Raw genomic sequence first — 19124 nt, forward strand, 5'->3', positions numbered from 1 at the left:
CTGCCGGGGGATGCCCTTAATACGGCTCTTGGCTTCCCCGTGTTCAGTCCACTCTCACTCTTTTCTCAGGTCAGGACCTCTTGGCGGCCCGCATTGGACATTCCGTCAGCCGACGTCGCCGTAGCGGACCCGGTGACAGAGCGCCGGGATCTCCCCCGAGGCGAGTTTCGGCAGTACCTCCGGGAGCTCTTCGAACGCGCTTTCCCCGGTGATGAGGGCGTCCAGTGCCGGGTCGGCCAGCAGGTCCAGGGCCAGGGCGAGCCGGTCGGCGTAGGTACGGCCGGCCCGGCGCGGGGAGACCGTGCCGACCTGGCTGCTGCGCACGGTGAGGCGGCGGGAGTGGAAGGCCTCGCCGAGCGGGAGGGTGATCCGCCGGTCGCCGTACCAGCTCAGTTCGAGGACCGTGCCCTCGGCGGCGAGGAGCTCCAGGGCGCGGGTGAGGCCCTGCTCGGTGGCGCTGGCGTGCACGACCAGGTCGCAGCCGTCCAGGGCGTCCTCGGGCGTCGCGAAGTCCACCCCGAGGGCCTCGGCGGTCTTGGCGCGGGCCGGGTCTGCGTCGACCAGCTGGAGCCGTACGCCGGGGAAGCGGGCGAGCAGGGCGGCGACCGAGCAGCCGACCATGCCGCCGCCGATCACCGCGATCCGGTCGCCGACCAGGGGCGCGGCGTCCCAGAGGGCGTTCACGGCGGTCTCCACGGTGCCCGCGAGCACCGCGCGCGCCGGTGGTACACGATCCGGTACCACCGTCACCGCGCTCACCGGAACGACGTAACGCGTCTGATGCGGATACAGGCAGAACACCGTACGGCCGACCAGCTCAACCGGGCCCGCCTCCACGACGCCGACGCTCAGGTAGCCGTACTTCACCGGCCCGGGGAACTCGCCCACCTGGAACGGCGCCCGCATCACCGCGTGTTGGCTCTCCGGTACCCCGCCGCGGAACACCAGCGTCTCGGTCCCCCGGCTGACTCCGGAGTACAGCGCGCGCACCAGCACCTCGCCCTCGGCGGGCTCCGCGAGGGTGACGTCACGCAGCTCTCCGTGGCCCGGAGAGCGGAGCCAGAACGCGCGGGCCGAGCGGTTCATCGGCATCCTCCTGAACGATCGGGAAGTTGTTCACGTACCGAGATGTGCACAGCGAGAAGTGCACAGGCCGCGCACAGTACGCGGCGTTGATCGACTCTGTCACTCGGCCGGAGGACGTGCGGTGGCCCTGAACAACACTTACGAAGCCAGGCTGGTCCAGCAGGAGACCGCTGTGGGAGCGGGCGTGCAGATCCTGTTGCTGACCTTGCTCGGGTCGGCGATCGGCATGGGGCCGGCCGGATGGCTGACGGGGCTCGCGTTCGCGATAGCCACCTGGGCGGTGCTCTCCCGGGCCCTGCACCGCACCCGGCCGCGCTCGTTCGGCCCCGCCAACCGGGTGACCCTCGGCCGCGCGATCCTGGTCGGCGGTGTGACGGCCCTGGTCGCCGACTCCTTCGAGAGCTCCCCGCCGGTCACCCTCCTGGTGGGCCTGACCGCCGTGGCCCTCATCCTCGACGGCGTGGACGGCAAGGTGGCCCGCCACACGGGTACTTCCACGGCCCTGGGCGCGCGCTTCGACATGGAGGTCGACGCGTTCCTGATCCTGGTGCTGAGCGTGTACGTCTCGACGCAGCTGGGCCCGTGGGTGCTGCTGATCGGCGCGATGCGCTACGCGTTCGTCGCGGCGGCGAAGGTGGCGCCCTGGCTGAACGCTCCGCTGCCGCCGTCGATGGCCCGCAAGACGGTCGCCGCGATGCAGGGCATCTGCCTGCTCCTCGCGGGCGCGGACCTGCTGCCGTACCTGGCCAACCTGGCCGTGGTCCTGCTGGCGGTCGGCTCGCTGCTGTGGTCGTTCGGACGCGATGTGGTGTGGCTGTGGCGCAACTCGCCGACGGCGGAGGCGACGGTGCCGGAGCGGGAGGCGGCGCCTGCGGTGGCCGCGGTCGCGGAGGAGGAGCGGGTGGCGGCCCGGGCGGCCGAGCTGCGCCTGACGGTGCGCACCGAGGCGCGGGTCGAGGTGCGCACGGAGGAGAGGGAGATGCTGGAACTGGCGGTCCGGTGAACTGACCGAGCACGGCACAGGGGCCCGGACCGGGGGATGGTCCGGGCCCCTGCTGTTTGCCTACGAGCGTGGGCCAACAGGCGTTGCGTCGACGGGCGGTGCCTCACCAGCCGGTACAGCAACGCCCGATGGCCTACGGGCGTTGGCCCACGGGCGTTGACGTACGCGTGTGGGCCCACGCGTGTGGGCTCACAGCCGTTGACGCCTACGAGCGTGCGCCCCGCGTCCGGACGAAGGCGAACGCGGCCGCCGCCAGGCCCAGGGCGCCGACGACCAGGCCCGCGATGCCGAGGCCCCGCGCGGTGGAGTCGCTGGAGTCGGCCGAGGCGGTCGTCGTCGCCCTGGCGCTGCTCTGCGTCGCCGGTGCCGTCGAGGCCGTGGCGTCGTCGCCCGCCGTGAGCTTGAGCGTCGGCGCCGGGTTCTCCGGCTCCTCGCCGCCGCTCTGCGCCTCCTCGATCCAGCGCACGACCTTGCCGTCGGAGTAGGTCTGCAGGGTCTTGAAGGCCAGCTGGCCGGTGTCCTCGGGCAGCTGGCCGAAGGCGACGTCGAAGTCCTCGAACTGGCCGGCGCCGATCTTGCCGCCGGTCCAGGTGATCTCGGAGGCGGCCTCGGTGATGGTGCCGTCGTCGGTCTTCACCGGGGTCTTGAGCTTGGTGGTGGTGACCTTGGCGGTCCAGCCGTCCCGCGGCGAGACGAGGACGCCCAGGACCGGGTGGTCGGTGGGCAGGAAGACCTGCACCTTGGTGGTGGAGGCCGTGTCCTCCTCGTTGGGCACCCGGAAGGTCAGCACACCGTCGGTGGCTCCCTTGGCGTAGCTCTCGGGGTGGACGGTGACGTGCGCGGAGGCGACGCCGGCGGCGGCGAGGACCGACGCGGCGGTGAGCGCGGTGACGGTGGCGGCGCGGCGCAGGGCAGAGTGGGCAGACATGGGTGAGTGATCTCCGTACGAGTGAAGTCTGTTAGAGGGTCTTACGGGTGTGAGACCGGGTACGGGATCGCGAAAGGGGGGCCGCGTCGGCTCACCGCGTGCCGCAGGGCGAGCAGTCGGCGGGGGCGGGTCGGACCGGCCGGGGCCGAATGCGGGCCGGCGGCCGGGCCGGGCAGCGGGGCGTCGCGCCACCAGGCCGCCAGACCGGGCACGAGGGCGACCGCGCGGCGCAGCAGTGACCACAGCGCCGCCTCACCGCACCGCAGCCACCAGGAGGCGACCAGGGCGGCGAGGACATGGGCGAGGGTGGCGTGCGCGGTCAGGGCGTGGGCGTGCGGGTACTGCTGCATCACTCCACCCATACCACCCATACCGGCCGCATCAGTCATACCTGCCATACCGGCCATACCGGCCATGACATGACCGTGCACATGAATGGGGGCCATGGTCATGGTGGGCGCGGGAGCCGGGGACACCGCGCGGGCCGCGTCGAAGCCGAAGTGCAGGCCGGCCTGGGTGAGCAGCATGCCGGCGCCGATCTCCGGCAGTCCGCGCTCACGCCCCGCGAGGGCGCGCCCCAGGCCGAACACGGCGACGAACCCGGCCGCGTCGGCCCACAGCGGCGGCATCTGTCCCATGGCCAGCGCATGTCCGGCGGCAGCCAGGAGCACGCACACCGCGGCGAACACCGCGGCACGCAGGCTCCGTACCGCCGGTGACGCATTCATGGTGAGCGATCCTCCCACGGTCGGGGGATACGCGAGGCGCGGACGCCCCGTTCACTCACGGCTGGGGTTTTCCCGTGCGACGGCCGCGGTTTGCTGTGAGGCGGGCCGGGCGACGGCGGACCGCCGCCCGGCCGGGAACCGCTACTTCTTCTGCTCCACCCGCACCCAGTCCACCTCAGCCTGCACTCCCCCGGCCGCGATCTTGTCCACGCTGGACTGCGGCAGGCCCCAGTAGGGGCTGGTGACCTGGTTCCAGCCGGCGGGGTAGGCGCCGCCGAGGGCGAGGTTGAGGATGACGTACTGGTTGTGGTCGTAGACCCACTGGCCGCGCGTGGACTCCACCTTGTTGCGGGTCGTCTCCTGGACCAGGGTGTCGTCGACGTAGAAGCGCATCGCCGTCGGCGTCCACTCCACCGCGTAGGTGTGCCACTGGTCGACGGTGCCGCCGTTCGGGAAGGTCTGGCGGGCGCCGATGTTGCCGTCGGCCGAGTACCCGGGCCCGTGCAGCGCGGTGCTCGTCCACGTCGGGTAGCCGATGTTCTCCATGATGTCAGTCTCGCCGGAGGCCGGCCAGGAGACCGAGGGGTTGTCGACGTTGCTGCCGAGCAGCCAGAAGGCGGGCCAGAAGCCGTCGCCGACCGGGAGTTTCATGCGGGCGCTGACCTTGCCGTACGTGAAGTCGAAGTGGGTGTTGGTGTCGATGCGGCCGGACGTGAAGTCGTAGGTGCCGCCGCCCGCCTGGGTGCAGCCCTTGCAGTACTTCGCCTTGAGGATCAGTTCGCCGTTCTGCGTCAGGACGTTGTTCGTCGAGTCGACGTACGCCTGGGACTCGCCGTTGACCGGGCCCATCTCGGTCCCGGTGCGGACGACCCGCCACTTGGAGCGGTCGAGTGCGGCGCCGGTGAAGTCGTCGAAGAACGTGGTCTGGTAGGTGCCCGACTGGTCGCCCGGGAGGGCGGGGTAGGCCGCCGACGCGCTGCCGCCGGTGCCCCAGACCTGGAACTCGTAGAGGGAGTAACCGAACTGCGCGGTGTAGGGGGCGGGGTTGTAGAAGCTGCGGCGCTCCTTGCCGAGCATCCTGACGTACCGGCCGGTGGCCGGGGAGGGGAGGGTGACGGTGTCGTGCAGGCCCGCCGCGTCCCCGGGGGCCGCGACGTTCGCGCGGCGGGCGGCGATGGCCGCTGCTGTGGGCTCGTACACCGTGCGCCAGTTGACGTTGTCGTCGGAGACCTGGAGCAGGTAGTCGACCGCGAACGCCGACTCCCAGTACAGGTCCACGGAGGAGATCGTGGAGGTGGCACCCAGGTCGACCGAGATCCAGCGGTCGGCGTTCCAGTCGCTCGACCAGCGGGTGTAGTCGCCCTTCAGGTCGGCCGGCCAGCCGCCGTCGGTGGCGAACGCCGGTGAATTTCCCGCGTGCTGGTAGTAGTTGGAGTACGCCGGGTGGTTCAGGGCGAGGTTGGTGACGGTCGAGGACGCGGGGGCCGGTTCGCCGCCGTAGACCTTGAAGTTCCAGAGCGAGTAGCCGTAGGGGGTGGCGCGTTCGATGCCGCGCATCCTGACGTAGCGGCCGGTGACCTCCTGCGGGTAGGTGCTCGCGGTGACCGAGCCGCCGGTGCCCGCGGTCTCGGTGTAGAACGGCGTCCAGTCCGTGCCGTTCTTCGAGGCCTCCAGGACGTACCTCTTGCCGTAGGCGGCCTCCCAGTCGAGGACCACCCGGTCGATCCGGATCGTCGTGCCGAGGTCGATCCGGATCCAGGCGTCGTCCGCGAAGTTGCTGGACCAGCGGGTCGCGCCATTGCCGTCGAAGGCCAGGCCGGGGGTAGTGCCGCCGTTCTCGCTGCCGGAGGCGGTGACGGCGTTCGGGTTAGCCGTGTAGGCGGTGGTCGCGCGGTCGGTGTCCCAGGTCACGGCGGCAGCGGCGGCGGACGCCGGTACGGCCAGGACCGGGCCCGAGGCCAGCAGGGCGGCCGTCGCGAGGGCGGCCAGGAGGGTGCGGGGAATGCGGGTCGGCATGCGGGTCTCCTGAGTGTCGATGGCACGTTGTTGCGTTCATGACAGATCGGAGGGTGGTGTCCATGGACCGTCGTGCATGCGTGTGACAGTGCGGTGCGGTGGACGCGGAACTCCCCTGTGCCGCGCCCACCGCCGTTTCGGTCAGGCCGCCCGGCGGGCCTGTCCCCGGTGGTCGCGGATGATGTCCGCGTACCGGTGGCCGCTGCCCTTGATGGTGCGGACCTGGGTCTTGTAGTCGACGTGGACCAGGCCGAACCGCTTCTCGTAGCCGTACGCCCACTCGAAGTTGTCCAGCAGCGACCAGGCGAAGTACCCGGCCAGCGGGGCACCCTTGCGGGCCGCCGAGGCACAGGCGGCCAGGTGGCCGGCCAGGTACTCCTGGCGCTCGGGGTCGTCGACCGTGCCGTCGGGGCGGACCACGTCCGGGTAGGCCGAGCCGTTCTCGGTGACGTAGAGCTTGCGGGCGCCGTACTCGTCGGTGAGGCGCAGCAGCAGCGTCTCGATGCCGCTCGCGTCGATCTCCCAGTCCATGCCGGTGCGCGGGACGTCGGGGCGGCGCACCGAACGGGCGTACGGAGCGGGCCCGTCGGGGTCGTCCTCGACGTAGGCCGGGAAGTAGTAGTTCAGGCCCAGCCAGTCCAGCGGGGTGGCGATGGTCGCCAGGTCGCCGGGGCGCTCGGGGAGTTCGACGCCGTAGGTCTCGACCATGTCGGCCGGGAAGCCGCGGCCGTGCACCGGGTCGAGCCACCAGCGGTTGACGTGTCCGTCGTGGCGGCGGACGGCGGCCTGGTCCTCGGGACGGTCCGAGGCGGCGAACACCGTGGAGAGGTTGTTCACGATGCCGACCTCGGCGCCGGGCGCGGCGGCGCGGATCGCCTGGGCGGCCAGGCCGTGGCCGAGGAGCAGGTGGTAGGAGGCGCGGACGGCGGCCGTGAGGTCGGTCAGGCCCGGGGCCATCTTGCCCTCCAGGTGGCCGATCCAGGCCGAGCAGGAGGGCTCGTTGAGGGTGGTCCAGTGCCGGACCCGGTCACCCAGCCGTTCGGCGACCACGGAGGCGTAGGCGGCGAAGTGCTCGGCGGTCGCCCGCTCGGGCCAGCCGCCCCGGTCCTGCAGGGCCTGCGGCAGGTCCCAGTGGTAGAGCGTGACCGACGGGGTGATCCCCGCCGCCAGCAGGGCGTCGATCAACTCGTCGTAGAAGTCGAGGCCCTTGGCGTTGACCGGGCCGTCGCCGCCGGGCCGCACCCGCGGCCAGGCGATCGACAACCGGTAGGCGTTGGTGCCGAGCCGGCCCATCAGGCCGATGTCCTCGCGCCAGCGGTGGTAATGGTCGCAGGCGATGTCGCCGTTGTCGTCGCCCGCGATCTTCCCCGGGGTGTGCGAGAAGGTGTCCCAGATGGAGGGTGAACGGCCGTCCTCGGCGACGGCTCCCTCGATCTGGTACGCCGCGGTTGCCGTGCCCCACAGGAAGTCGTGCGGGAGTGCGGCGAGGTCGATGGTCACGTAATTCCTTTCGCGACAAGCTTCGGAACTAGGGGGGTTCACTTGACGGCGCCCGCCGTCAGCCCCGCCACGAGGTAGCGCTGGAGCAGCAGGAAGCCGGCCACGACGGGAACGCTCACCACGAGCGAGGCGGCCATGATCTGGTTCCAGTAGACGTCGTACTGCGTGGAGTAGCCCTGCAGGCCGACGGCGAGGGTGCGGGTGGTGTCGTTGGTCATGACCGACGCGAAGAGCACCTCACCCCAGGCGGTCATGAAGGCGTAGACGGCGACCGCGACGATCCCCGGGATCGCGGCCGGCACCACCACCCGGAACAGCGCGCCCAGCGGCCCGCAGCCGTCCACCAGCGCCGCCTCGTCCAGGTCCCTGGGCACCGAGTCGAGGTACCCGATCAGCATCCAGATCGAGAACGGCAGCGAGAACGTCAGGTAGGTGAGGATCAGGCCGCCGCGGGAGCCGAACAGCGCGATGCCGGTGGCGTTGCCGATGTTGACGTACATCAGGAACAGCGGGAGCAGGAAGAGGATGCCCGGGAACATCTGCGTGGACAGCACGGTCACCGTGAAGATCCGCTTGCCGCGGAACTCGTAGCGGCTGACCGCGTAGGCGGCGAACACCGCGACCACGACCGAGCAGACGGTCGCCGCGACCGCCACGATCAGCGAGTTCACGAAGTACCGCGCGAGCGGGACCGTCGACCAGATGTCGATGTACGGGCGGATGGTCAGCCCGCTGGGCAGCCAGCGGAACTTGCCGGTGACGTCCGCGAGCGGCTTCAGCGAGCTGGAGATCATCACGTACACGGGGATCAGCACGAACCCGGTGAGCAGCGTGAGGAAGATCGCGCGGGCCCAGAGGAAGGAGCGCGGCGGGGCCATCGGCGAACTGGGGCTAGACATCGGCGGTCCTCCGTCCGCGTGAGGTGAGCGCGAGGTAGACGCCGGTCACGACCAGCAGGAAGAGCAGCAGGAGCACGGACATCGCCGAGCCGGTGCCGAAGTTCCAGGTGACGAAGGAGGCCTGGTAGATGTGGACCGAGATGAGGTCGGCGGCCTCCGGAGCGGCCTTGCCGAACAGGACGTACGGCGTGTTGAAGTCGTTGAACGTCCACAGGAACAGGACCAGGACCAGCACCTGGTTGACCGGGCGCAGCGAGGGCAGGGTGATCCGGCGGATCTGCTGCACCATGCCGGCGCCGTCCAGGGCGGCCGCCTCGTACAGCTCCTTGGGAATGTTCTGGAGTCCGGCCATCACGATCAGGAAGGCGAACGGCCAGCCCTTCCAGACGGACACGGTCAGCAGCGCCCAGAAGCTGTTGTCGCCGATCAGCCAGAAGGACGGCTTGTCGGTGAGATGCAGCTGGTCGTGCAGGACGTGGTTCACCAGGCCGTTGTCGTGCTGGAACATGAACACCCAGGTGATGACGGCCGCGTAGACCGGCAGCGCGTACGGCACCAGGAACAGGGTCCGCAACAGGCCCCGGCCGCGGAAGGCGTCCTGCATGAACACCGCGGCCGCGGTACCGATCAGCCAGCACAGGCCGACCGAGAGCAGGGTGAAGCCGACGGTGACGAGGAAGGAGTGCAACAGGGCCTTGCCGACCGGCGCGTTGAACTCGATCGACGTCCGGTAGTTGTCGAACCCGGACCAGGGGGCGGTGCCCCAGTCGCGGATGTAGAACTGGGTCAGCTCCTTGAAGCTCATCACGACGCCGATGACCATCGGTATCAGATGGACGAGGAGTTCGAGCAGCAGAGCGGGCAGGAGCAGCAGGTAGGGCAGTCCGATCCGGCGGATCCGCCCGGGGCGGCGGCCCGAGCCGCCCGCCGCCCCGGGGGAGTTCGCACGCACCGGCTCGTGCACGGCGGTGGTGGTGGTCGTCATGGTGCTCAGGCCGCCGGCATCTGCTGCTGGGCCTTCTCCAGCTCGGCCTTCACGGAGTCGGTGGTGACGGCGTGACCGGCGGCCGCGGCGGCGAACAGGTTCTTCACGGCGGTGCCGACGGTCGTCTCGAACTGCGACTCGGCGGCCACCTGGGGCAGCGCCGCGGCGCTGGTGGCGAGCGTGTTCTTCAGGACCGAGTTGGCGGGAGTGTTGAAGGCCTGGTCCTCCTGGGCGGTCTTGACCGGCGGGATGGAGCTGTAGGCGGTGTTGAGGATCTTCTGCTCGTCGTCGCTGGTCATGAACTTCACGAACTTCGTCGCGCCGTCGAGGTTCTTGGTGTTCTTGAAGACCGCCAGGTTGATGCCGGCGACCATCGAGTTGACCTGGGCTCCGGTGCCGGGGGTGCCGGACTGCACGGGCACGGGGGCGATGCCGTAGTCGCTGTCGCTCATGCCCTGCGACTTGAGGTTGGAGGACGCCGACTGCCACAGCAGCATCGCCAGCTTGCCCTTGGCGAAGTCGCTCACCGACTGGTTCTGCGCGTACTCGGCGTCGCTGGTCGGGATGGCCTTGTCCTTGGCCATCAGGTCGACGTACTGCTTCACCGCGGCGACGACCTTGTCGTCGGTGAAGTTGGGCTTGCCGTCGGCGGTGAAGAAGTCGGCGCCGTGCTGCTTGGCGAAGACGAAGGTGTGGTGGATGTTCTCCGACACGTTGCCGCCCTCGGCGCCGAGCACCGACTTGCCCTTGGCGGATATCTTCTTGCCGTCGGCGACCAGCTCGTCCCAGGTGACCGGCGGCTTGGCGATCCCCGCGTCGGCGAAGATCTTCTTGTTGTAGTAGAGGGCGTAGGCCATCGAGTACAGCGGTACGGCCGCCGGGTCCTTGCCCTCGGCGCCCGTGGAGCCGAGCGCGGAGTCGACGAAGCGGTCCTTGCCGCCGATCTTGCCGAAGTTCTTGGCGTCCCAAGGCAGCAGCGCGCCGGTCGCCTGCAGCGAGGCGCTCCAGGTGTTGCCGATGTTCAGCACGTCGGGGCCCTGGCCGGAGGTGGTCGCGGTCAGGATCCGGTTGAGCAGGTCCGACCAGGGCACGACCTCCAGCTTGACCTTGATGCCGGTCTGCTTCTGGAACTTGTCGAGTTCCGGCTGGAGTACCTTCTTGTCGATCTCGATGCTGGCACCCTGGTTGGAGGCCCAGTATGTGAGCGTCTTCGGGGAGTCGTTGGACCCGCCCCCGGTGGACGAACCGCCACCGCAGGCCGTGGCCGCGAGGGCGAGAGACATGGTGACGGCGCCTACGGCCGCGGCTCGGATGCTGCGCATGGCTCCAGCTGTGCCTTTCCGGGAGTCGAGAACCCCGAGAGGGCTTCGCGAAGGCCGGCACCCGCGATTGCGAAGGCCGAGACCACCGTTCGGCTTCCGAAGCCCCTCATGGCTTAATTTAGGACGTGAGTTAATCCCCCGAACAGGAGCTCGTCAAGGGATCCGGCACGGGTATCCGTGCAGGCGGGCCGGGGAACACCCGGTTCCGGCCCGGTGGTCTCGCCACGCCAGGCGGCGTGACCTGCGCCGAAGCCGGGCGACCTGGGCGGAGAGCGCTCACGGGCCGTTCCACAACGGTTGTGTTTCGACGGGGGCGCGGTGCGGCGAGCGGCGGGTCACCCGACTCGGCGACGGGGCCCGGGGAGAGTGTCCCCGGGCCCCCTCCCGGTGTCACCGAGCGGTTGCCGCGGCCGGTGCCGGTGCGTAGCCGGTCGGGCGGGTGGTGAAGGTGCCTCGGCCCTGGGAGCGGCCGCGCAGCCGGGTCGCGTAGCCGAAGAGTTCGGCCAGCGGCACGGTGGCGGTCAGCACCGCCGACCCGCCCCGGACCGCCGAGCGGGTGACCCGGCCGCGCCGCGCGGACAGGTCGCCCAGCACCGCGCCCACCGCGTCCTCGGGCACGGTGACCGTGACCTCGGCGACCGGCTCCAGCAGGAGCATCGCGCAGCCGCGCAGGGCCTCCCGGAGACCCAGCCGGCCCGCCGTACGGAACGCCGTGTCGGAGGAGTCCTTCACGTGCGTCGAACCGTCGGTGAGGGTGACCCGGAGCCCGGTGACCGGATGCCCGCCGAGGGGGCCCTCGGTGAGCGCGTCCCGGCAGCCGGCCTCGACCGCACGGACGTACTCCTGGGGCACCCGGCCGCCGACGACCGCCGACCGGAACACGAAGCCCGCCTCGTGCTCCAGCGGTTCGACGTCCAGGACGACATGCGCGAACTGCCCGGCGCCGCCGGTCTGATGGACATGCCGGTGGACGAAGCCGGTCACCCCGCGTGCCACGGTCTCCCTGAGGGCGACCCGCGGCCGGCCCACCGCGACCTCGGGGCCGCCGTCCCCGCGGATCTTCGCCACGGCGACCTCCAGGTGCAGTTCGCCCATCCCGGACAGCACGGTCTGGCCGGTCTCCGGGTCGGTGCGCACCACCAGCGAGGGGTCCTCCTCGGCCAGCCGGGCCAGCGCCTGGGCCAGCCGGCCGGTGTCGGTACGGAGGCGGGCCTCGACGGCGACGGACACCACCGGTTCCGGGGCGAGGGGCGGCTCCAGGAGCAGCGGGGCGTCCGGCGTGCACAGCGTGGAGCCGGGGCGGGCCGACTTCGGTCCGACGACGGCGACGATGTCACCGGCCACCGCGCGGTCGACGGGTTCGTGGCGCCCGGCCATGACGCGCAGGATGCGGGCGACGCGTTCGGTGCGGCGGGTCGTGGGGTCCCACACGGTGTCTCCTTTCTCGATCGTGCCCGAGTAGACGCGGACATGGGTGAGGCGACCGGTGGGCGTCGCGGTCACCTTGAACGCGAGCGCCGCGAACGGCCCTTCGGGGTCGGCGGCCCGCCGCCGCTCGGCGCCCTCGTGGGTGCCGCGTACGGCGGGGACGTCGAGCGGCGAGGGCAGATAGGCCACGGCCGCGTCCAGCAGCGGTTCGATGCCCCGGTTGCGGTAGGCCGAGCCACACAGGACGACGACGCCCTCGCCGCTCAGGGTGAGGTCGCGCAGGGCGGAGCGCAGTGTGCGGTCGGACAGCCGGCCGGCCGGCGCGCAGAACTCCTCCAGCGCGGCCGGGTGCAGTGCGGCCACCGTCTCCTCCAGCGCGCGCCGCCGGCGGCCCGCTTCCGCCCGCAGCCCGTCGGGGACCGGTCCCGGCACCGCCGTACCGCCGTCGTCCGGCCAGACCAGCGCACGCATGCGCACGAGGTCGACGGCGCCGGTGAAGCCGTCCTCCACGCCGATGGGCAGCTGGACGACGAGCGGGGCCGGGTGCAGCCGGGTACGGATCGACTCGACGGCTCCGTCGAGGCCGGCGCCCGCACGGTCCAGCTTGTTGACGAAGGCGATCCGGGGGACGCCGTGCCGGTCGGCCTGCCGCCACACCGACTCGCTCTGCGGCTCCACGCCGGCCACCGCGTCGAACACGGCGATCGCGCCGTCGAGGACGCGCAGGGAGCGTTCGACCTCGTCGGCGAAGTCGACATGGCCGGGAGTGTCGATGAGGTTGACGCGGTGGCCGTCCCAGGCGCAGCTGACGGCCGCGGCGAAGATGGTGATGCCGCGGTCGCGTTCCTGGGGGTCGAAATCGGTGACGGTGGTGCCGTCGTGCACCTCGCCGCGTTTGTGGATGGTGCCGGTGGCGAAGAGGATGCGTTCGGTGACGGTGGTCTTTCCGGCGTCGACGTGGGCGAGGATGCCCAGGTTGCGAACGGCCGCAAGGGAGTTGACGGAGTTCGGGGGGAGTTCGGCGCGCATGGCCCGTTGCCTTTCGAATGCGGCCCCAAGGACGGGACCTGGAATGGGCAGCGCAATTTCCGTGCCGCGAAGTTCACCGAGTCACAACTGACGGAACGTCAATTAACTGGCACATGCCAGATGTTGCGGAGTCCGGTCGGGCGTCACGGAGTCCGGTACCGGCCGCGCAGCGGGTACCGGAGAGTCGGGGACACGAGGATCACCTCGTAGCGGGAACGGGAAGAGACGGCAGTCGCGCGGTCGCGCATGGCCCTCTCCCCTCATCGTGCGAACTCGTCACGGTAAAGCGCCGTGACCGCCTTCCACGGCTACGGTGCGTGATACGGAGCGAGTGTAGGCAGGGGACGCCGGACACGGCACGCGCTTTTCCGACCAGGGGACTTGCGCTTCCCGGAGATACCGGTTCGTTCGCTTTTCGCCACCCCTCGGGGAAAGGGGCGACTCGCTGCCCCGACATTTTCCGGACATTCACGCGGCCGGCATCCATAACCCCGCCGCCCCGGAAGGCGCTTTCCGGTTCGGCGAACGACGCGGAGCAGGCCCATCGGAAGAGAACGCCGCAACTCCAGCGATTGGCCGAAAACGCGCTTTACGGCTCCCAGCGGGACATCGGGACGCTCCCACCCGCACCGGTCCGGCCGACTCGGGAAAGGACGTCCGGAACGCCCCGGATGCGCATCGTCGCGGGTGGCACGCGGAACACGCCGACCTCTTCCGGTCCGGCCGGAGTTGATGTGGAACATGTGTGGACATTCGGTGAAGTGCTGCTTGTGGCTGAGAAATTAGGATCGCCACCGGGATCCGGCAGAGGACCCAAAGGCCGGAAAGCACCCCGTCCCGGTGGCCGGTGGATGCTCCACCACTCGACGAACAGGCCTAATCTGATCGGCGAGCAGACCGAATGCGTACGGCAAGTGGACGGATTGGACTGGATTGGACACGCAAAAGACGCGGAGAGCGCCGTTCGCCGCGCTGCGCCGGGGTACTGCGATGCCGGTCGCCGCGCAGGTGCTCATCGCGGGAACGTTGTTCTCCCGTCTCGGCGACACCCTCGCCTCGCTGGGGCTGGTGCTGAACGCGGCGGACCGGGACTTCCGCTTCGGGGTGACCGAGGTGATGCTCGCCGAGCTCATCCCCACGGTGCTCGCGGCACCGCTGATCGGCTCCGTGGTGGACCGGTTCAGCGCGCGCACGGTGTGTCTGTGGGCGCTGCTGGCCCAGTCACTGTCCCTCGCCGCGGCCACCGCCGTCGGCGGGTTCCATGTGCGGGTCGCGCTGATCGCCCTGTCCTCTCTGGCCGGAGTGGCCTCGGTGGCCGCCGGGTTCAAGATGCTGCCCGCGGTGGCCGGTGACCGGTACACAGGCCGGGCGAACAGCCTGCTGATGGCCGGAATGTCCGTGGCGGGGCTGCTCGGGCCCGCGCTGGCCGGCTTCCTCAACTCCCGGTGGGGCACCGGCGTGCTCCTCGGGGCGGACGCCGTGTCCTTCCTCGTGCTCGCGGGCTGCACCCTGGTGGCTGTGCCGACCACCGTGGACGTGGTGATCGGCCGCCGCCCCGCCACGAAGTTCGGGGACGGCTACCGGGCGCTGCGCGACGCCCCGGTGGTGGGCACGCTGATGCCCGCGCTGGCGGCGGCGATGCTGGCCACCAGCATCGAGAACGTCGCCGGCGTCTTCTACCTGCGCGACGTCGTCAACGGCAACGACACCGTCTTCGGCCTCTTCCTGGCCACCTGGGCCCTGGGGTCCGTCCCCGGCGCCCTGCTCGCGGGCCGCGCGGGCTGGTCGGACCGGCACACCCTGCTGATCGTCGGCGGTATCACCGGCATCGGCCTGGGCCTGCTCCTCACCGGTCTGATCCCGGTCGCCGCGGTGATCTTCCCGCTGTTCCTGATCGCGGGCTTCGGCAACGGCGCGTGCAACGTCGGCCTGCGCAACGCGGTGCACTCGCGGGTACCGGCCGAGGTGCACGGCAGTGCCTGGGCCTGCTTCCAGGCGCTGTCCCGCAGTTGCATCGGCCTCGGCTATCTGCTGGGCACCCCGAACCACCTGGTCTCCAGCCAGGGCCAGGTGATCGTCTCGGGTGTCATCCCGCTGGCCGCCATGGCGTGGGCGGGTCTGGTCTTCGTCCGGCGCGGCGAGCACACCGTGACGGAGCCCTCGGCCTGAGCGTCCGACCGGCCGGTCGGACAGCAGCCGGGCCGAACGACGGCGCAGGCGCCAGTCTTTCGATCCCGGACAGCCGCCCGGCCTTCGCTCGTCATCTGCTGTCCGCCCGCCCACGGGCCCTTCTGGGTAGCGTCGTCGCCGTTCGGACCATCGACCCGGGAAGGCCCCATGTCCATGCAGGATGACACTCCGTCACAAGAAGCGGCCGGACAGAGCAGGCGTGGTTTCCTCCGCAACGCGGCGCTGGCCGGTGCGGGCGCGGCAACCGTGGGCGCGGCCACGCTCGGCGGCACACCCGCGTACGCCGCGGACACCGCCGCCGGCAGGACCGGCACCTGGAGACCGGATCCGACCGCCCTCCGGTTCACCCTCGCGGTGATGCCGGACACCCAGTTCCTCTACTGGGGCAGCCAGGACAGTGTCGACCGGGCGCCGCAGGAGGAGTCGTTCCGTTACGTCGTCGGCAACAGCGGCAGGGCCTCCGACGACAACATCGTGTTCATGGCCCACCTCGGCGACCTGACCCAGGACGCCGACCCGTCCTCGTTCCAGGAGGTCGACAAGGCCTTCGGCCTGCTGGACGCGCATGGCGCCGCCTACAGCGTGCTCGCCGGCAACCACGACGTGAGCGGCGACGACAGCCGCGGCGACACCGCGTACCTGCGGACCATGGGCCCGCAGCGGTTCAAGCGCGCGAAGACCTTCGCCGGGGCGGACGCGACCGGCTACAACACCGCGCACAGCTTCGAGGCGGCCGGCCGCTCCTGGCTGCTGCTGGCCCTGGACTGGCGGACCAGCGAGCAGGGCTTCGCCTGGGCCGACGGCGTGATCAAGGCGCACCCGAAGCTGCCGGTGATCCTCACGACGCACGACCTCGTCTACTCGGACTACGATGACAACGTTTTCCCGTACGAGTCCGGTGACCCGGAGGACAACGCCGTACTCTCCGACTACGGCCGCACGGTCTGGGACCGGCTGATCAACGACAACGACCAGATCTTCCTCACCCTCAACGGCCATTACTGGCCGCCCGCGCGTACGACCGCGAAGAACGCCGCCGGCAACGAGGTGCACCTGCACATCACCAACTACCAGAACCGCTACTTCGGCGGTGGCGGCATGATCCGGCTGTACCACTTCGACCTGGCCCGGAACACGATCGACGTCGAGACGGTCAACCCCTGGATCCTGGCCCAGAAGCCGGAGTCCCGCACCGAACTGGCGGCCCAGCACGCCCGGATCACCGGCCCGGTCGACAACTTCTCGGTGCCGATCGACTTCGCCGAGCGCTTCGCCGGCTTCGCCCCGGTGCCGGTCCGGCCGGCCCGTCCGGCCGCCCGGGAACTGGTGAAGGGCACGCTGGCGTACTGGCGCTTCGACGGGCAGGGCACGCCCGGCAGCGCGCTCACCGCCGGCCAGACCGTCCCCGACCTGTCCGGCAAGGGCAACGACCTGACGGTGGTGACCCTGCCGGGCACCGCCGCCTCCGCGCTGACCTGGTCCGACGACCACCACCCCGACCAGCCCGCACACGCCAGCCTGACGTTCGCGGGCGGCCGGAACCCGCTCCACGGCTCGTATCTGACCACCGGGGCGAAGGCTCCGCTGAACGCCGAGACGTTCACGTCCGGGTACACCATCGAGACGTTCGTACGGATGCCGCTGGACTGGGACGCCGGCCGCAACGGCTGGGCGTCGATACTCAGCCGCCGGGGCTCGGCGGCGGACGCCGGCAAGCACGGCAAGAACACCGACCCCGGCGAGCCCGTGCTCCAGCTCGCCATCTCGAACAACGGCCGCGAGCCGCAGTTCAACCACTACCCGCTCAACGACACCTACCCGACCACCAACTGGGGCCACGGCCTGGTGGAGCTCAGGTGGTGGCACCTGGCGGTGGTCAACGACGGCCGCCGCACGAAGCTGTACGTCGAGGGCGCGCCGGTCGTCGACAACCCGAAGCGCCTGTCGGTCGGCCTCACTTCGCTCGGGCTGCCCTGGCTGGTGGGCGGCCACGAGTACGCGGGCGCCGTCGACATCGTGTTCCACGGCGGCATCGGGGACATCCGGATCGTCGACCGCCCGTTGTCCGCCGACGAGTTCCTGACCGCGAAGTAGCCCGGTGTCCCCCGTCTCCGGCCCGGCCACCGCCTGCCGGAGACGGGCGGCACGCGTCTTGGCAGAGCCTTTGGTCTAGTCCTCTTGACGGCGGAGACCTCGGGGAGTTTGGTATGTACCAATACCTGTCCGGCCCCTCCCCCACACCTCCGCCCTCCCCGGGCATCCCGAAAGGGCCACTGTCATGCACCTGGCAAGACTCGCGGCTTCCGTGTGCGCCCTGGCCCTCACGGCCACCGGCGCCGCCGTCGCACTGGCCCCCACCGGCAACGCCGCGGCGGGCAGCGTCTACTCCGTGGCTCCCTACGTCGACATGTCGAACGGTCAGGAAGGCCTGCTCGACACCGCCATCACCGGCCACCACCTCAAGGCCTACACGGCGGCCTTCGTCCTCGGCGTGGGCTGCAACCAGATCTGGGGCGACACCCTCCCCATCGGCAACGACTCCTACACCGACCCGGAGATCGCCAGAGCCAAATCCGAGGGCGCCTCGGTGATCATCTCCTCCGGCGGGGCGAGCGGTGAGCCGCTCGCGTGGACGTGCTCGAACCAGAGCAGCATCGACGCCGGCTATCAGGCCATCATCAACGACTACGGCGTCACCCAGCTCGACTTCGACGTCGAAGGCGCCGCCGTGGCCGACACCGCGGCCGTGGCCCGTCAGATGCAGGCGATGAAGGACCTCAAGGCATCCAACCCGGGCCTCCGGTTCTCCATGACCCTGCCGGTGCTGACGAGCGGACTGACCGGCGACGGGGTCAACATCCTCAAGGCCGCCAAGAACGCCGGCGTCAAGATCGACGTCGTCAACATCATGACCATGGACTACTACGCCGGCACCGGCACCGAGATGGGCCAGGGCGCCCTCTCCGCGGCCCGCGCCACGCTGGCGCAGATGCAGTCCGTCGACTCCGGCTACGGCTACGCCAACCTCGGCATCACCCCGATGATCGGCAAGAACGACGACGGGTCCACCTTCACCCTGGCCGACGCCCAGACGGTGGAGAGCTTCGCCGCGCAGAACGGCGTCGGGCGGCTGGCGTTCTGGTCGGCCAACCGGGACCAGCCGTGCAGTGGCAGCGCCAACTCACTGTCCACGTGCAGTGAGATCAGCCAGAACCCGCTCGCCTTCACCGACGCGTTCGTGCCCTACGAGGGCAGTTCGGGCGGCGGCGGAGGCGCCACCACCGACTTCTCCCTGGCCCTGTCGCCCGGCTCCGCGTCGGTCGCCCAGGGAGGTTCGGCGACCGCGGCCGTCTCCACCGCCGTCACCTCCGGCGGCGCCGAGTCCGTCGCTCTCACCGCGTCCGGCGCGCCCTCCGGGGTCGGCGTCTCCTTCAGCCCGGCTTCGGTGACCGCCGGGGGCAGTTCGACGCTGACGGCGACGGTCGGCGCGTCGGTGGCCGCGGGCAGCTACCCGATCACCGTCACCGGCACCGCCGCGAGCGGCAGCCACAGCGCCACCTACACGCTCACGGTCACCTCGTCCGGCGGAGGTGGCGGGGGCGGTGGCTCACTGACCAACGCCGGCTTCGAGACGGGCAGTGCGAGCCCCTGGACCTGCACCGGCGGCAGCACGGTCGTCTCCAGCCCGGTCCACAGCGGCAGCCACGGCCTCCAGGTCACGCCGAGCTCCAGCGGAACCGGCGAATGCGACCAGACCGTCACCCTCTCCCCCAACCACACCTACACGCTCTCCGGTTGGGTGCAGGGCCCGTACGCCTACATCGGTGTCAGCGGCGGTGCCACCGCGAGCACCTGGTCGAACAGCGCGAGCTGGAACCAGCTCAAGGTCGGCTTCACCACCGGCAGCAGCGGAACGGTCACCGTCTACGTCCACGGCTGGTACGGCCAGGCCGCCGTCGACGCCGACGACTTCAGCCTCACCTGAGCGAAGTCCGCGCACAGGAGGGGCG

At 70.6% G+C, this 19124-nt stretch carries 13 protein-coding genes; 4 read left to right on the forward strand and 9 right to left on the reverse strand.

Annotated features, from left to right (window positions below):
- Positions 1-105 precede the first annotated feature (105 nt).
- Positions 106-1086 carry a zinc-dependent alcohol dehydrogenase gene (locus ACZ4N4_RS07590; protein ID WP_467585597.1) on the reverse strand — a complete coding sequence of 327 codons (981 nt, stop codon included), beginning with the start codon at positions 1084-1086 and terminating at the stop codon, positions 106-108.
- Between the two features lie 121 nt (positions 1087-1207).
- On the opposite strand from ACZ4N4_RS07590, the gene ACZ4N4_RS07595 reads away from it, so the two are divergent.
- Complete coding sequence (locus ACZ4N4_RS07595) at positions 1208-2089, forward strand: CDP-alcohol phosphatidyltransferase family protein (protein ID WP_467585600.1); 882 nt, start codon at positions 1208-1210, stop codon at positions 2087-2089.
- 205 nt (positions 2090-2294) lie between these two features.
- Here the strand turns inward: ACZ4N4_RS07595 and ACZ4N4_RS07600 are convergent, their stop codons facing one another.
- The 8 genes from ACZ4N4_RS07600 to fusA form a co-directional block, all read right to left on the reverse strand.
- Positions 2295-3017, reverse strand: coding sequence for a YcnI family copper-binding membrane protein (locus tag ACZ4N4_RS07600; RefSeq protein ID WP_467585603.1), 723 nt, complete (start codon positions 3015-3017; stop codon positions 2295-2297).
- Positions 3018-3058: 41 nt separating this feature from the next.
- Complete coding sequence (locus ACZ4N4_RS07605) at positions 3059-3745, reverse strand: hypothetical protein (protein WP_467585606.1); 687 nt, start codon at positions 3743-3745, stop codon at positions 3059-3061.
- 141 nt (positions 3746-3886) lie between these two features.
- Entirely contained in the window at positions 3887-5761 is a 1875-nt protein-coding gene (locus tag ACZ4N4_RS07610) for a discoidin domain-containing protein (protein ID WP_467585609.1), read from the reverse strand.
- 141 nt (positions 5762-5902) lie between these two features.
- Complete coding sequence (locus ACZ4N4_RS07615; RefSeq protein WP_467585611.1) at positions 5903-7261, reverse strand: GH1 family beta-glucosidase; 1359 nt, start codon at positions 7259-7261, stop codon at positions 5903-5905.
- Positions 7262-7299: 38 nt separating this feature from the next.
- Positions 7300-8160 carry a carbohydrate ABC transporter permease gene (locus ACZ4N4_RS07620; protein ID WP_365798356.1) on the reverse strand — a complete coding sequence of 287 codons (861 nt, stop codon included), beginning with the start codon at positions 8158-8160 and terminating at the stop codon, positions 7300-7302.
- Entirely contained in the window at positions 8153-9145 is a 993-nt protein-coding gene (locus tag ACZ4N4_RS07625; protein WP_467585614.1) for a carbohydrate ABC transporter permease, read from the reverse strand. Before ACZ4N4_RS07625 ends, ACZ4N4_RS07620 begins: the two co-directional genes overlap by 8 nt.
- A 5-nt stretch (positions 9146-9150) precedes the next feature.
- Entirely contained in the window at positions 9151-10467 is a 1317-nt protein-coding gene (locus ACZ4N4_RS07630; protein ID WP_467585617.1) for an ABC transporter substrate-binding protein, read from the reverse strand.
- 390 nt (positions 10468-10857) lie between these two features.
- Positions 10858-12924 carry an elongation factor G gene (fusA, locus tag ACZ4N4_RS07635; RefSeq protein WP_467585620.1) on the reverse strand — a complete coding sequence of 689 codons (2067 nt, stop codon included), beginning with the start codon at positions 12922-12924 and terminating at the stop codon, positions 10858-10860.
- A gap of 990 nt (positions 12925-13914) precedes the next feature.
- Here fusA and ACZ4N4_RS07640 point away from each other — a divergent pair.
- The 3 genes from ACZ4N4_RS07640 (at position 13915) to ACZ4N4_RS07650 (ending at position 19099) form a co-directional block, all read left to right on the forward strand.
- A complete protein-coding gene (locus ACZ4N4_RS07640; protein WP_467585623.1) occupies positions 13915-15093 on the forward strand; it encodes an MFS transporter in 1179 nt (392 codons plus the stop codon).
- Positions 15094-15261: 168 nt separating this feature from the next.
- A complete protein-coding gene (locus tag ACZ4N4_RS07645; RefSeq protein WP_467585626.1) occupies positions 15262-17208 on the forward strand; it encodes a LamG-like jellyroll fold domain-containing protein in 1947 nt (648 codons plus the stop codon).
- Between the two features lie 184 nt (positions 17209-17392).
- Positions 17393-19099, forward strand: coding sequence for a carbohydrate binding domain-containing protein (locus tag ACZ4N4_RS07650; protein ID WP_467585628.1), 1707 nt, complete (start codon positions 17393-17395; stop codon positions 19097-19099).
- Positions 19100-19124 lie beyond the last annotated feature (25 nt).

The organism is Streptomyces sp. NPDC026538 (assembly GCF_055567535.1).